This window comes from Prochlorococcus marinus XMU1419 (genome assembly GCF_017695955.1).
In the GTDB taxonomy this organism is placed as follows: domain Bacteria; phylum Cyanobacteriota; class Cyanobacteriia; order PCC-6307; family Cyanobiaceae; genus Prochlorococcus_A; species Prochlorococcus_A marinus_AD.
Genome location: NZ_JAAORO010000002.1, coordinates 413,109 through 425,747 on the forward strand (window position 1 = coordinate 413,109; position 12,639 = coordinate 425,747).

14 protein-coding genes, 1 tRNA gene and 1 pseudogene are annotated in these 12,639 nt (G+C 29.6%); 7 read left to right on the forward strand and 9 right to left on the reverse strand.

Features of this window, described 5'->3' with window-relative positions; all coding sequences use genetic code 11:
- From HA151_RS05935 to HA151_RS05945, 3 genes are read right to left on the reverse strand one after another with little or no spacing between them, the layout of a single operon-like run.
- A complete protein-coding gene (locus tag HA151_RS05935) occupies positions 1 to 3,186 on the reverse strand; it encodes an exodeoxyribonuclease V subunit gamma (protein ID WP_209106563.1) in 3,186 nt (1,061 codons plus the stop codon).
- Between the two features lie 17 nt (positions 3,187 to 3,203).
- Positions 3,204 to 3,521: an MgPME-cyclase complex family protein gene (locus HA151_RS05940; RefSeq protein WP_209106564.1), complete on the reverse strand. Its 318-nt coding sequence runs from the start codon at positions 3,519 to 3,521 to the stop codon at positions 3,204 to 3,206.
- Positions 3,522 to 3,529: 8 nt separating this feature from the next.
- Positions 3,530 to 4,246 (reverse strand): pyridoxine 5'-phosphate synthase, encoded by a 717-nt coding sequence (locus HA151_RS05945; protein ID WP_209106565.1) that lies wholly within the window; start codon positions 4,244 to 4,246, stop codon positions 3,530 to 3,532.
- A 157-nt stretch (positions 4,247 to 4,403) separates the two neighbouring features.
- Here HA151_RS05945 and HA151_RS05950 point away from each other — a divergent pair, with 157 nt between their 5' ends.
- Genes HA151_RS05950 through grxD form a run of 4 tightly spaced genes read left to right on the forward strand, consistent with a single transcriptional unit; the run spans position 4,404 to position 6,146 of the window.
- On the forward strand, positions 4,404 to 5,018 hold the full coding sequence (locus HA151_RS05950) for a lysophospholipid acyltransferase family protein (RefSeq protein WP_209106588.1): 615 nt from the start codon (positions 4,404 to 4,406) through the stop codon (positions 5,016 to 5,018).
- Between the two features lie 43 nt (positions 5,019 to 5,061).
- On the forward strand, positions 5,062 to 5,577 hold the full coding sequence (locus tag HA151_RS05955) for a hypothetical protein (RefSeq protein ID WP_209106566.1): 516 nt from the start codon (positions 5,062 to 5,064) through the stop codon (positions 5,575 to 5,577).
- Between the two features lie 11 nt (positions 5,578 to 5,588).
- Positions 5,589 to 5,819, forward strand: coding sequence for a BolA family protein (locus HA151_RS05960; protein WP_209106567.1), 231 nt, complete (start codon positions 5,589 to 5,591; stop codon positions 5,817 to 5,819).
- Positions 5,820 to 5,822: 3 nt separating this feature from the next.
- Positions 5,823 to 6,146, forward strand: a complete 324-nt coding sequence (gene grxD, locus HA151_RS05965; protein WP_209106568.1) for a Grx4 family monothiol glutaredoxin — start codon at positions 5,823 to 5,825, stop codon at positions 6,144 to 6,146.
- A 48-nt stretch (positions 6,147 to 6,194) separates the two neighbouring features.
- Here the strand turns inward: grxD and HA151_RS05970 are convergent, their stop codons facing one another.
- On the reverse strand, positions 6,195 to 6,464 hold the full coding sequence (locus tag HA151_RS05970) for a DUF6761 family protein (RefSeq protein WP_209106569.1): 270 nt from the start codon (positions 6,462 to 6,464) through the stop codon (positions 6,195 to 6,197).
- An 87-nt stretch (positions 6,465 to 6,551) separates the two neighbouring features.
- Between HA151_RS05970 and HA151_RS05975 the strand changes: the two genes are divergently transcribed.
- Positions 6,552 to 7,289, forward strand: a complete 738-nt coding sequence (locus tag HA151_RS05975; RefSeq protein ID WP_209106570.1) for a response regulator transcription factor — start codon at positions 6,552 to 6,554, stop codon at positions 7,287 to 7,289.
- Here the strand turns inward: HA151_RS05975 and HA151_RS05980 are convergent.
- Genes HA151_RS05980 through HA151_RS05995 form a run of 4 tightly spaced genes read right to left on the reverse strand, consistent with a single transcriptional unit; the run spans position 7,262 to position 10,907 of the window.
- Positions 7,262 to 7,792: a hypothetical protein gene (locus HA151_RS05980; protein ID WP_209106571.1), complete on the reverse strand. Its 531-nt coding sequence runs from the start codon at positions 7,790 to 7,792 to the stop codon at positions 7,262 to 7,264. The two genes, HA151_RS05975 and HA151_RS05980, sit on opposite strands and share 28 nt — an antisense overlap.
- A gap of 11 nt (positions 7,793 to 7,803) precedes the next feature.
- Positions 7,804 to 9,348, reverse strand: a complete 1,545-nt coding sequence (gene crtH / locus HA151_RS05985) for a carotenoid isomerase (RefSeq protein WP_209106572.1) — start codon at positions 9,346 to 9,348, stop codon at positions 7,804 to 7,806.
- 32 nt (positions 9,349 to 9,380) lie between these two features.
- Positions 9,381 to 10,784, reverse strand: coding sequence for a methylenetetrahydrofolate--tRNA-(uracil(54)-C(5))-methyltransferase (FADH(2)-oxidizing) TrmFO (gene trmFO / locus HA151_RS05990; RefSeq protein WP_209106573.1), 1,404 nt, complete (start codon positions 10,782 to 10,784; stop codon positions 9,381 to 9,383).
- A gap of 6 nt (positions 10,785 to 10,790) precedes the next feature.
- Positions 10,791 to 10,907 (reverse strand): photosystem II protein Y, encoded by a 117-nt coding sequence (locus HA151_RS05995; RefSeq protein ID WP_209106589.1) that lies wholly within the window; start codon positions 10,905 to 10,907, stop codon positions 10,791 to 10,793.
- A 175-nt stretch (positions 10,908 to 11,082) separates the two neighbouring features.
- Here HA151_RS05995 and HA151_RS06000 point away from each other — a divergent pair.
- Positions 11,083 to 11,154, forward strand: a tRNA-Lys gene (locus tag HA151_RS06000).
- A gap of 511 nt (positions 11,155 to 11,665) precedes the next feature.
- A complete protein-coding gene (locus HA151_RS06005) occupies positions 11,666 to 11,773 on the forward strand; it encodes a high light inducible protein (protein WP_011132751.1) in 108 nt (35 codons plus the stop codon).
- Between the two features lie 725 nt (positions 11,774 to 12,498).
- Here HA151_RS06005 and HA151_RS09315 read toward each other — a convergent pair.
- Positions 12,499 to 12,639: pseudogene (locus tag HA151_RS09315) on the reverse strand (porin); the annotation flags it as partial.

Here is a 12,639-nt window from a genome sequence, read left to right on the forward strand (position 1 = left end):
TTATTTCTTTAATGCATTAATAAGTGGAGCATATAATCTGAATGATAATTTATCAAAATTATTATTTCTCAAAAAGAAATCTGGTTCTTTTTCATTTCCAAAACATAATTTCATTTCAATATTATCTCTTTCTCCTTTAGAAAAAGATTTATTACCAATCCATCTATCAGTAAAAGCTTTTTTCTCATTTTTTGATTTTATTTTTGCTTCTACGTATTTATAAGAACTTTCTGGAGGGAGAGGAAAACATTTTTCAGAATAATTTTTAAAAATATTTACGTATTCCTCCAAAATTAAATTTGACGCAATTGTGCCAGGTGATTGAATAATTTGCGATTTATAATTATTTTCTGTTCTAAAAATTACTTTAGTCTTTTTTATATTCTTCTTTAAAGAAGAAATGAAGAGTGATTTTATCCAGACCTCTGTCAAACGACTTAAACTTAGTTTCGAATGAATTAATTCAATTACGGTGTCATCAGCGATGAAATATTCTTCTTTATTTGCATTTGATTTTACATAAATTCTATTAATCTGATTATGTTGACTCAAACTTATAGATAGACTTTCTAATAAATCTTTGATTTCTTTTTCTTTTATAAAAATGCTATTTTTAGGCATAATAATACCATTTTCAACCAATTGATCATTAATATTCAAATTTTTTAAATCATCAATAATATTATGGTTATCAATTTCTAATTCCTTGATTATCCCTTTAATTATTTGCGATTTCTGCAGATTACTTATATTCTCCTCGTCTGGATGATGAATAAATATTTCCTTGGGAGAAATATTTTTTTTATTTAGCCAATATTTTTGCGGAGTCTTAAACCAATAAATGAGTTCAGATAATTTGTAATTTTTAATATCAAATTTTTTTTCATTCCAATCTATATCTTCTACTAAAGAATAATTTCTTTTAATTAGCTTAGAACTATCAAGATCAATCTTTTCTTTTTTAATTAAATCAGAATCTTTAATTATTAGTTCTTTTTGGCCTTGGTTTAAAAAACTATCGAAAAAATAAATTAACTCTTTTATGGGAAAAGAAATATCTAATTTTTTATTGTTTTTGTCTTTCTTTACCCAATTAACTATAAATTTATCTCTGGAGGCAATTAACAATTCTAGAAATGAATATTTCTCTCTTTCATAAACGGAAGGATCGCCCAGATGATATTTATTATTTAATATATTAAAATTTGCATTCTTCGATAATTTTGGATAATAAACACTATTCATGTCTATTAGGAAAATAACCTTATGTGAGATATGCCTTGCATTCTCAATACCGCTTACTAGGATCTTGTTGATAGGTGATTTGCTTTGAAATTTAGCCTTATTTATACTGGAAATTAATATCTCTCTAAAAACATTTAACAAAATAACATCATCAGATATTAAAGGTATTGCTGCGTAATTATCAATAATTCTATTTATTTCACTTATTTCTAAATTAAAATTTTCATTAAAATCAGCAATATTTTTTAATATTATTTTTATCTTTTCAACCCAACCTGAGAAAGGAAAGGATCCCCTAAGCAAATTAATATATTTTTTTAACTGAAGTAATATTTTAAGCCATTTATTCAAATCTAAACTTATATTTTTTGAGCTAAATGGTTTTAAATTAAAATTACTTAAATTGACTTCTTTGTCATAAATCAAGCCTAAAGTAATTCTATTTATACACCACTCTAGGCTATTTTTTTCTTCACCTAATCTTTCATTAGCATCTAATCCCCAATGAAAACCAACTTGAGTAAGTAAAAAAATAATTTCATCCTTCTCTGTAATATTAAAACCAAAAATATTCTGAGTTACTTTCTTAGAAAGAATATAATCCAATTTTTCAAGTGTTATTTTCTCATTTACTATTTCAGTGATATCAATTAAAAATTTATAAATGTCTGGAGAATCATGATTTTCCTCATCAATAAAAAAATAAGGTATCTTTTCACCATTAATTAACTCATTATGAAAGATATACCTTAGAAAAGGTTTAATTTGATTAGTTTGTGGAGATAAAACAGCGATATCACTATATTTAATGTCCTCGCAAGAATTTATTATTTCTATAATTTTATTTCTTAAATATTCTAATTGACTATTCTGATTAAAATGCTCACAAAATAATATTGAATCATCCTTTTCATTTACTGTAAACTCAATGCTGTTATTATCAATTAGTCTTTTTTGTATTTGTTTTAGAAGAGGAATATCTTTCTTCTCATAAAATTTAGTTGTTGGATCAATATATATTAGATTATTTTTTAAATTAATACCTTCTTGATAAATATTTTCATCAATTAATTTCTGAAAGTTTGCTCCAAATTTCCCAAATATTTTCTCTATATTTGTATTGTTTAAATTAAATTTACTTTCTTTATTATCAAATTCCAACTTACCTTCAAAACAATTTATTCTGTTCCATAAATCATCTCCCGCAGATAATAAATATAAATTTACCTTAGTAAATTTCGAAAGTTCTGAATAAAAATTAATATGTAATTTAGATAAATTATTATCGGAAATAATATAAATTTGATTAGGTATCTTATTCTGAAAATCTTTGAATTTTTTTAAATTTTTTATCACCTCAATCATATATAAACATGCTGGTTTTTCAGATATCTTATTCTCTAATAATTTGTATAAAATTGGTTGCCAAAATTGATCTGAATTTAAATTCTTAAATAGATTGAGTGAATTAATTTCATATCTATTCCATTCAGCAATCATCTCAGGTCTAAAAATAAGATAATCAATAAAATTATTAGTAATTTTTTTTATCAAATTATAAATATCTCCATCAATTGTTTTTTTATTATCCAAATATTTATTAATCCAATTGCTAAGTGGTAATGACTCTTTAAAGCTATTTAGATCTTCTAAGGAATCAATAATTCCCCATTTTATTGACTCAAAATTCCATAAGCCCATATCAATTTCAGGGAAAAAATTTGTCAATAATGACTCGGTATAACTCGATATTGTTTTCAATTCATAAAGTGCGCTTATTTGATTTTTAATAGTTATTTGTTCACGTAACCAATTACCCAAAAAATAATTAGGAACAGCTATTTCTAATTTCTCATTTATGAAAGGAGGACATATTTTTAATTCTTGTGCTAGAAGCTCAGAAATTACTTCAATTTTGTTTGACTTGTAAAGATTGAGCAATTTACTGATTAATTATATTACTCAACTTTATATGGATCATTTATTTCTGCACTAGGAGATTCGAATTCCCCCACAGCAACAAACTCTAAACGAAGCTTTAAAAAAGTTATAAATTTCTTATCGGTTGATAAAACAGCTGCTGGAGGCGACGGTATCTTTGCTCTTAAGTTATCGAATTGAGTAGTTTGTAAGAAAGATGGATTCTTTAAAAGCCAAAAATCTATTTCTTTATTATTTTCCTTATAGTTCCTCTCCCTCTCTTTCAAAATCTCTTCAAGTGGTTCTTCAATTGTCAAGAACTTTTCACTTGCTGCGACGAAAAAATATGTTGTCATTTTAAAATTCAATTTTGTGTGATAAGTGACTTCATTTCACGAACAGACTTTTCTAATCCTACCGCTAAAGCCCTAGCAACAATACTATGGCCTATGTTTAGCTCATTCATATTGTCAATTGATGCAATTTTTTCAACATTGTTGTAGTTAAGTCCATGGCCAGCATTAACAATTAAACCCATGCTATTTGCTTCATGTGTAGATTCTATAATCCTTTGTAGCTCTTTATATTGATCGTAACCTTTTAGTTCAGCATATTTACCAGTGTGTAATTCTATAAAATCAAACCCTATTTCTTTGGAATAATTGATCTGCTCATTAAGTGGATCAATAAATGCACTTACTTGTATATTTGAATCTTTTAAATATCCAACAAAATTCTTAAGGTAATTCACATTACTTTTTACATCCAACCCACCCTCAGTAGTAACTTCCTCTCTTTTCTCTGGTACAAGTGTTACATAATCTGGAAGAAGTTTTTTAGAAATTTCTAACATTTCTTTTGTAGCAGCCATCTCTAAATTTAATTTTGTTTTTATAGTTTCTTTCAAAAGGAATATATCCCTATCTTGTATATGTCTTCTATCTTCTCTTAGATGAACAGTGATTGAATCTGCCCCACCTAATTCAGCTAAGAAGGCAAATTGTACAGGGTCAGGCTCTACAGTTTTCCTTGCTTGCCTTACATTCGCGATATGGTCAATGTTTACTCCTAATGTAGTCATAATTCAAAATTTCAGTTCTAGACAATCTAGTAACCGCCCAATAATAGCTAATAAAAAATTACAAACACTTAAATTATTACTATATAGTAAATGGAATTTGGAGAAAAAATTTAAAAATATTGGGAACAAAATCAACCCAGTATTGGGTTTCATAGCGATGTTTGTTACTCAGGACATCGTTTTGAGATTATTTTTTAGTAAAAAAATAATAATTAATAATGGTTTTTCAATACCATCAAATTCATCAATTATTCTTGCTCCAACACATAGATCAAGATGGGACGGTCTAGTCCTCACTATGGCAATAGGTAGAAGAATAACCAATAAGGATTGTAGATTTATGGTTACCAAATCAGAAATGCGCGGAATACAAGGTTGGTTTTTAAAAAGACTTGGATGTTTTGCAATAAATCAATTATCTCCATCTCTCTCCACGTTAAGATATGCGATTGACCTTATTGTAAAAGGCGAACAGTTAGTTGTTTTCCCCGAGGGTAAAATTAATAAATATGGAAAAAAACTTGTTCTCAAAGAAGGATTGTATAGATTAGCGAGATTAGCTTCAAAAAAAACGAAATCCATTACTATTGTTCCAATTGGCATTGCCTATAGCAATGTATCTCCAAAATTTAGAAGCAAATTTTGTTTATCCTTTGGAAAACCTATCGAAATTAACGATAATTCAAAAATCCCTATCAATGAATTTAACGGGTTTCTTAACGATGAAATGTTCAAACAGGAAAAAATAGCATTAATAAATGTCGGAAGATGAATCCGCAATAAGTTACTATTAAATTTAATAATTTAAAGAGAATATGAAATTCTTAAAACTAATCCCAATTTTATTAATATGCCTTGGAAATTCTTATCATAGAAATTTAGTTCATGCAGAAGTTAAAAACCCAAATAACTATAAAGTACTCTCAATTAATAATAAAAATCTTTCAATTTCTAACGTAGAATATTACTTAGGGAAAGGAGATGAATTTATAAAAAATGGGAATTTAGATAAAGCTAAAGATTCTTTTTTAGATGCAAGAAAATTAGCTAAACAACTTGCATCTTTTTATGCTGATCTAAATACAGCCTTCAAAGGATCTGATGCAAGAATACCAAATGAAATGCAAAGAAAAGGTAAGGCAATATTAAAGATTTTGGCAGAATCAAATAAAAGATTAGCCGCTCTTTACATAAAAAATGAAAAACCTGAAGTAGCTGTACCCTTACTTATTGAAACAATTAGAATAATGTCTCCTAATAGCTCAGAAGGTAAAGAAGCTTATGAAAAATTAATCCAGTTAGGATTTGTAGAAACTCAGTATAAAGGTTGATTTAATTAATTATGATTACAAAAACTGAAGTTATTAATCTAATCACAAAAAAAATTCCAAGTTCTCAAGTTTTCGTTGAAAACATTAAGGGAAATGATCATTTGCAAGTAACTGTCATTGCTCCTGAATTTAATGGATTATCATTAGTTAAACAACATCAATTAGTCTATTCTGCTTTAAAGGCAGAATTAGCTTCGGAAGCTATACATGCACTGGCATTAAAAACAGAAACACCAAATTAAATTATGGAAAATTTAACAAAAGATAAAATACAAAAACTCATTGATACTAACCCAGTGATGGTATTCATGAAGGGAACAAAATTAATGCCTCAATGTGGTTTTTCCAACAATGTAGTTCAAATACTAAATTCCCTAGGTGTAGAATTCGGCACTTTTGATGTTTTAAGCGATTACGAAGTTAGAGAGGGCATTAAAGAGTATTCAGATTGGCCAACTATTCCTCAAGTTTATTTAAAAGGAGAATTTCTCGGTGGATCAGATATTCTTATTGAAATGTACAATTCAGGATCCTTAAAAGAAAAAATAGAAATTGAATTAGCGTCTTAAAACAATTAGTAAGTATAAATACCGATTTAGTTAATAAAAATTAATATTTTAATACCTTTTTTTTCCAAAAAAACCTTTATTTTCATCTCCCTCAGGATCAATAAAACTTGAAGGATCTAGAATCCATCTTTCTATTAATTTTTCTAATTTTTCTTGATCTCTTTGCTCTAAACTATTGCAATTCCTTAAGGCTTGGAGATAACCATCACTATATAATTTAAGGTCAGCTGGCGTATGGAAACGACTAACTAAGTCTTGGCAACTATCACAAATTGATTGAAAATGACGAATTGCTTTGGGGTTTTCAAATGATGTCATAATTCGATAGATTCTGATTTTTATTTAGCATTTGTTATACCTTATTAAGGATGATAAATAATTGCCTGGCCCAACAGTAACTTAAGAATGCAATCAACTGAGCAAATCTTAGCTTCAACACCTGGCGGTTCACAATTGCCTACGAGCTCTCAAACTCCTTCAAGAGTTCTTGTTGTTGAACCTCACCCCACACTTAGAACTGTCCTTGTACAAAGACTCCGTCAAGATGGTCATCTTGCTGCAGCCGTTGGATCTGCTGCAGAAGCTGTTGACTTATGCAGAGAACAGTCACCAGACCTTTTAGTTAGCGCAGAAATCCTTGAGCAAAATACTGCGATGAGATTAGCTCAACAATTAGGCTCTTCCGTTATTGTTCTAACTGCAAGATCAGGCGTTGAAGCATTAGTTAATCTTTTAGATGAAGGAGCAGATGATGTTCTTAGAAAACCATTTGGATTAGAAGAGCTTGCAGCAAGATGCAGAACTCTATTGAAAAGAGGAAGAATAGGATTACAAGAAAAAGTAGAAGTTGGACCTCTAGAGGTTCACCTTCTCTTAAGACAGGTAACCCTAAGCGAGAAGCCTGTAGAACTTAGCCCAAGAGAGTTTGCACTGCTCTGTGCCCTATTAATGCCTCCAGGCATGGTAAGAAGTCGTCAAGAGCTTCTTAGAATGGCTTGGCCACCATTCAGCGGAGGACCAAGGTCTGTAGATACTCAAGTCTTGACCTTGAGAAGAAAATTAGAGCAAGCAGGATTGGGAGAAGGAGGGGGAATAACAACTGTCAGACAGCAAGGTTATAGATTCAGTATTGATAACATTTGATACTTAAAAGCAATAACTTCCCCTACTACCATCAATACCGAGATAAACGTAAGTAACTTATAAGTCCATAAAGGTGATAAGTAAGATATTTCTTTTATCTGTACCTTAGTTTTTTCCGAAATTATTGATAGGAATGTTTTAAAGTTTTCTATTCTCTGAGGTAAAAGAAAATTTTTATTATTACTCGTTGAAAAATAATGAACTTTACTACCTTGACTAGTAGGAAAAGATTTAATTGAAACAATTTCTTCCCAAGAGATTTTCCAGCCTTTTTTTCCTAAAATTCGAGAAACTAAACTAGTTTTGTAGGAAATACCCTCTTCAGAAGTAATAACATGATCATTTGTGATGTTGATAATTAAAAACAACCCAACTATAAAAGCAAATATTGAGAGAATTTTTAAATTTCCATTTGAAACAAATGGGAGGGGAATCGTGAGTGCTAAATATAAACTAATTAAAGAACTTTTTACAATGAAGAGAGTTTTAAAATTTTCTACCATCTTATCAATTTTTAATCGGGTAAATTAAAGTTATTTATATTCAATTTTGCTCCTACTTTATGAGCACATGCGTAACCACTGAATGCAACTGCATTAAGTCCTTGCCCTGGGAAACAGGAGTCTCCAACGCAATAAAGGTTTTGTATTTTTGTAGTATTGAATGGCATAGGAAGAAGTCCTAATAATTTCTTATTAGGTATCGGTCCGTAGCTACCTTGAAATCTGCCAAGAAATTTTCTATGAGTTTTTGGAGTTCCAATCTCTTTATGAGATATTTGCTGACCAACATTAGGAATTATTTTAGAAATTTGTTTAATAATAAATTTAAAATACTCTTCTTTCTTAAGAAGATATTCTTTACTTGATAGGTTTTCCCATTCTTTTATGGACGAAGGTGTGAATGCATGAATAATATGTTTACCATCAGGAGCTAAAGATGAATCTAGAAGAGTTGGGATAGAAATAAATATCACACCTCTTTCATTTTCTAATTCATCCCAATTTTCAACAATAATATGGTGGCAATTAAAGTTTTCATCAATCAATTCTTTCTCTACGCCAAGGTGAATTGAAACAAAAGATGGAGATGCTTTATATGTTTCTGACCACTTATATTCGTTCTTGGGAACATACTTTTTACTAACTAATCCTTTCTTTTTATTACCAAGTCCAAAAGTGTCCCACCTTGTAGAATTAGAAACAATAATGTTTGAGTAAAGTTCTTCTCCATTTGACAACTTAACTCCCACGGCTTTTTTATCTTTTAACATTATTTCAGTCACATTAGCTTTATATCGAACCTTACTACCTAATCTTTCAATACCAGAAACTAATTTTTCAGCTATTTGCCCAACTCCGCCTTTTGGATAATTTATACCTCCAGCGTGTCTATCAGTAAAAACCATTCCTGCATTTATCATCGGAGTTTTAAGAGCTGGCATTACTGACCAACAAAAACATTCAATATCAATAAACCTTAAAAGTTCAGGATCTTTTATAAATTTTCTTGCAACATCCCCAGCATTTATAGGTAGCCATCTCGCCAACCCTAAACAAGATATTGGAGCTTTTAAGAAAACCTTAAAAAGATAACTAGGATCTTCAATTGATAGAAGAGGCATAGAATCCAGGCAATTAAATACTTTTTCACATGTTCCATAAAATTTTTTTATACCATCTTTTTCATCAGGAAAGCGATCCGACAATTTTTTAATAAATATCTCATAGTCTCTATCTACAGAAATATTAAAGTTATTAGGGAGATGATATTCCAATTGAACAGGATCAGGAATTGTATCACATTTTTCATCTACATCTTTTAAAGCACGGGTTAACAAATTCGTATACCCCTTATCACCAAAGCCAAAGATCATTGAAGCTCCAACATCAAAAATATAACCTTTTCTTTTAAAAGATCCTCCGCTTCCTCCAGGAATAATATATTTCTCAAGCACTAGTACTTTTGCGCCCTTAGCAGCCAATTGAGATGCTGTTACTAATCCACCAATTCCGGAACCAATAATAATTGCGTCAAAATTTTCTTTTCTAGTTTTCATTTTTAATTTTTCAATAATTCATATTAATTAGACTAAACAAGTATTTTGTTAACTTCAAAAGATAAATTGATTGTTTTTTTGAATTCACTTAATGCTTCTAAAGATCTTTTTTGATATTCCTGGTATCTCAATTTTTTATCTTTTATTTTACGAGTTAATTCCGGTACGAGACCAAATGAGGCCGGCATTGGTTGAAATTTATTTTTTTTATGATTAGACATTATTTCATTTCTATTACTAATGAAATTCATTAAAGAGCCAATCATGGATTCGTCAGGGAAAGTGATTACTTTTTTACTTCTAGCTAATAAAGTTGCGTTTATGCCTGCTAACAAACCTCCAGCAGCAGCAGCGGCATAACCCTCAGTCCCTGTCAATTGACCAGCAGCTAAGAGAGTTTTTCTTTTTAAAAATTGTAGCGTAGGTAAAAGTAATTTTGGCGACTCTAAAAATGTATTTCGATGCATTACTCCAAAACGTACAAACTCAGCTTGCTCTAAACCAGGAATCATTCGAAATATTCTTTTTTGTTCTAACCATTTGAGATTTGTTTGAAAACCAACCATGTTAAGTAATTTCCCTTGAAGGTCTTCTTTCCTTAGTTGAACAATTGCATGAGGCCTTTTTTTTAATCTATTTTCTCTATCGAATAAATCTCCCCATTCTGGATTCCATAACCCTATAGATTTCAAAGGTCCGTATCTCATTGTATCAAGCCCCCTTCTAGCTATCTCTTCAATTGGTAAACAAGCTTCAAAAAAGTTTGCAGTCTGCCTGTCAAAATCCTTTAAAGATGCCTGCTCACCTTTAATCAATTCGTTTCTAAAATTGATATATTCATCTTTATTCATAGGGCAATTCAAGTAAGCCGGATCGCCTTTATCGTATCTACTTGCTTTAAAAACTCTCTCATAATTAATTGAGTCGCCATAGATGATTGGGCTAGCTGCATCAAAAAAATGACAAGAATTAATTCCTGTAAAATCCATTATTTTCGAAGCAAGTTCATCTGAAGTTAGTGGCCCAGTAGCGAGTATAGTTATAGTTTCTTTTTTTGGAATATTTAATTGCTCTATTCTTTTAATTTGAATTAGGGGATGATTTGTTAAAACATTTGTCAAATATTGACTAAATTTTGATCTATCTACAGCTAAAGCTCCCCCTGCGGGAACAGCAAATTTATCTGCTGTTTTTATTACCAATGAGTTGAATGTTCTTAGTTCTTCTTGTAAAAGACCTGCTGCTCTATCAGTATTCAAGGCACCAAAACTATTACTGCAGACTAGTTCTCCAAACTCATTTGTATGATGAGCAGGAGTGGAGCGAAGAGGCCGCATCTCGACAAGTTTAACTGCAATACCTGAATTTGCGATTTGCCATGCTGCTTCTGAACCAGCAAGACCTGCTCCGATAACGAGAACTTCCTTATCTATCAAATTAAATTATTCCTTTCCCAAAAAATCTCTATTAAACTGCTCTCTTGCAGGTTTTTGTATATTGAACACAACCCATGCCAGAGCAGCAATGATAGGGGCAAAGACAACAATAGTTCTTAACATCAAAGTAAAATAATAACTTCTAAATATATTAGCCTTCAACTGCAGATAAAGAGAGAATTTTTAATTTTTTAACTTATAAGTTAAGAATTGTATTTCAATTGTTCATGTTGGGATAATAAGTTGTTTTTTTTACCTTAAAAAGGGATAATTTTTAATGTACTCAATTTAACAAAATGGGTCGCTAGCTCAGCGGTAGAGCATCCGGCTTTTAACCGGCTGGTCCTGAGTTCGAATCTCAGGCGACCCACATCTATTTCAATTGAATTACAAATTCCTTACAAATAAAAATTTTTTTTACTTGTATAAAATCTAAATATTTCTAACAGTAGTCACTTTAACTTGAAGAGAATTCAAACGATTATCTGTAAAAATCTTTTTATCTTCAAAAAAATTTAAAAGAATTATTAGTTTTAAATATTTTCGAATAAAAATTAATGCTTATACTCCTCAATAAGAATATGTAATATTCGATATTTACATCCTTAAAAGCTTACATAAAAATCTAAGTTCATAATTTCGAAATGAAATTATGGATCCCTCCTGAAAATAATGAAAACATACTTTAGTAAATTGAATTTTTAATTCTAGAATTAATTTCAGATACCAATTAAGCTCTAAACTACACATATCTGTATCAGAAATGAAATTAATTTATAAATTCGATATAAACATCCTTAAATTAAAAAAAAATCGAGATATGCTTTACAAAGCTTCATAAAATCTGTTACAATCATTTACATAAATAATTTTTCTTTATCATGACTCCTGAAGCAGAACGTTTTAATGGTTGGGCAGCAATGTTAGGTTTCGTAGCTGCTGTTGGCGCATACGTAACAACTGGACAAATTATTCCAGGCTGGTTTTAAGTCTTAACGACGAACGAACTAAATCACAAACGCTAACGCTCGTTTACTTAATGTGTAACTGTATCAATTTTAATAGTTGCACTAAATAATTTTTATTGAATTTTGATTCTCTTTCATAATTCACTATCTAATTTTCAAATGTTGATCAAATCATTACAAATAATTTTTAATAATTATGCTTTTGGTTTTTTAACAAATTTAAAACTGTCATTAATTAGTTATCTGAATTAAAACCTCTCTTAGCTAATTTTAATTTTAAAGTTTTAACCCCAATTTTTTAATACAGCCTTCTTATTTTAAGAGGCTTTTTTTTTGCCTGATTTATGTATAGATAATTCAATATCTGGAATCTAAAAGTTTTTTCTCTAATGTAATTTTTTTTGATTATCTTCAAAATTATCCAAGCATGTTGAACATAATAAATGCCCTTTTTTAATCCAAAATGTCTTAGTAGATCTTTCTATGTCTTTTCTGCAAATTAAACATTTGAAAATTGGAGACATTTTAAATAAAATCAATTTTTAGTAAAGAATAATTTGAAAAATTCTTATTTGATTTCTCAAATATCCTACTTGATTTGAGAAATGATTTTTTTACTATATAGAAAATTAAAATCATTAACATTTAACTACAACTTTATGTATATCAATGATATTAGTATATAAAAAAGGCCTGCATTAAGCAGGCCTTTTTGTGTGTAAGATTTTTTAATTTAGATTCAAGATTTAGAAACTAAATGATGTTTTTACAACAACACCTGTTTGGTCGTCCTGTCCCTCTGCGTTATTTTCAACGATGAAAATAGCTGGAGTGATAGTCATGCCATCATTAACATTGTAAGTGTAGAAGAGTTCATAAGCCATGTT

What these genes read in the sequence shown, in the direction of transcription:
- HA151_RS05955 (WP_209106566.1), top strand. Translation starts at nt 5,062, where the DNA reads ATGAAATTCTTAAAACTAATCCCAATTTTATTAATATGCCTTGGAAAT.
- crtH (WP_209106572.1), bottom strand. Translation starts at nt 9,348, where the DNA reads ATGAAAACTAGAAAAGAAAATTTTGACGCAATTATTATTGGTTCCGGA.
- HA151_RS05975 (WP_209106570.1), top strand. Translation starts at nt 6,552, where the DNA reads ATGCAATCAACTGAGCAAATCTTAGCTTCAACACCTGGCGGTTCACAA.
- HA151_RS05995 (WP_209106589.1), bottom strand. Translation starts at nt 10,907, where the DNA reads ATGTTAAGAACTATTGTTGTCTTTGCCCCTATCATTGCTGCTCTGGCA.
- HA151_RS05970 (WP_209106569.1), bottom strand. Translation starts at nt 6,464, where the DNA reads ATGACATCATTTGAAAACCCCAAAGCAATTCGTCATTTTCAATCAATT.
- HA151_RS05950 (WP_209106588.1), top strand. Translation starts at nt 4,404, where the DNA reads ATGTTTGTTACTCAGGACATCGTTTTGAGATTATTTTTTAGTAAAAAA.
- HA151_RS05940 (WP_209106564.1), bottom strand. Translation starts at nt 3,521, where the DNA reads ATGACAACATATTTTTTCGTCGCAGCAAGTGAAAAGTTCTTGACAATT.
- HA151_RS05945 (WP_209106565.1), bottom strand. Translation starts at nt 4,246, where the DNA reads ATGACTACATTAGGAGTAAACATTGACCATATCGCGAATGTAAGGCAA.
- HA151_RS06005 (WP_011132751.1), top strand. Translation starts at nt 11,666, where the DNA reads ATGACTCCTGAAGCAGAACGTTTTAATGGTTGGGCAGCAATGTTAGGT.
- HA151_RS05960 (WP_209106567.1), top strand. Translation starts at nt 5,589, where the DNA reads ATGATTACAAAAACTGAAGTTATTAATCTAATCACAAAAAAAATTCCA.
- grxD (WP_209106568.1), top strand. Translation starts at nt 5,823, where the DNA reads ATGGAAAATTTAACAAAAGATAAAATACAAAAACTCATTGATACTAAC.
- HA151_RS05980 (WP_209106571.1), bottom strand. Translation starts at nt 7,792, where the DNA reads ATGGTAGAAAATTTTAAAACTCTCTTCATTGTAAAAAGTTCTTTAATT.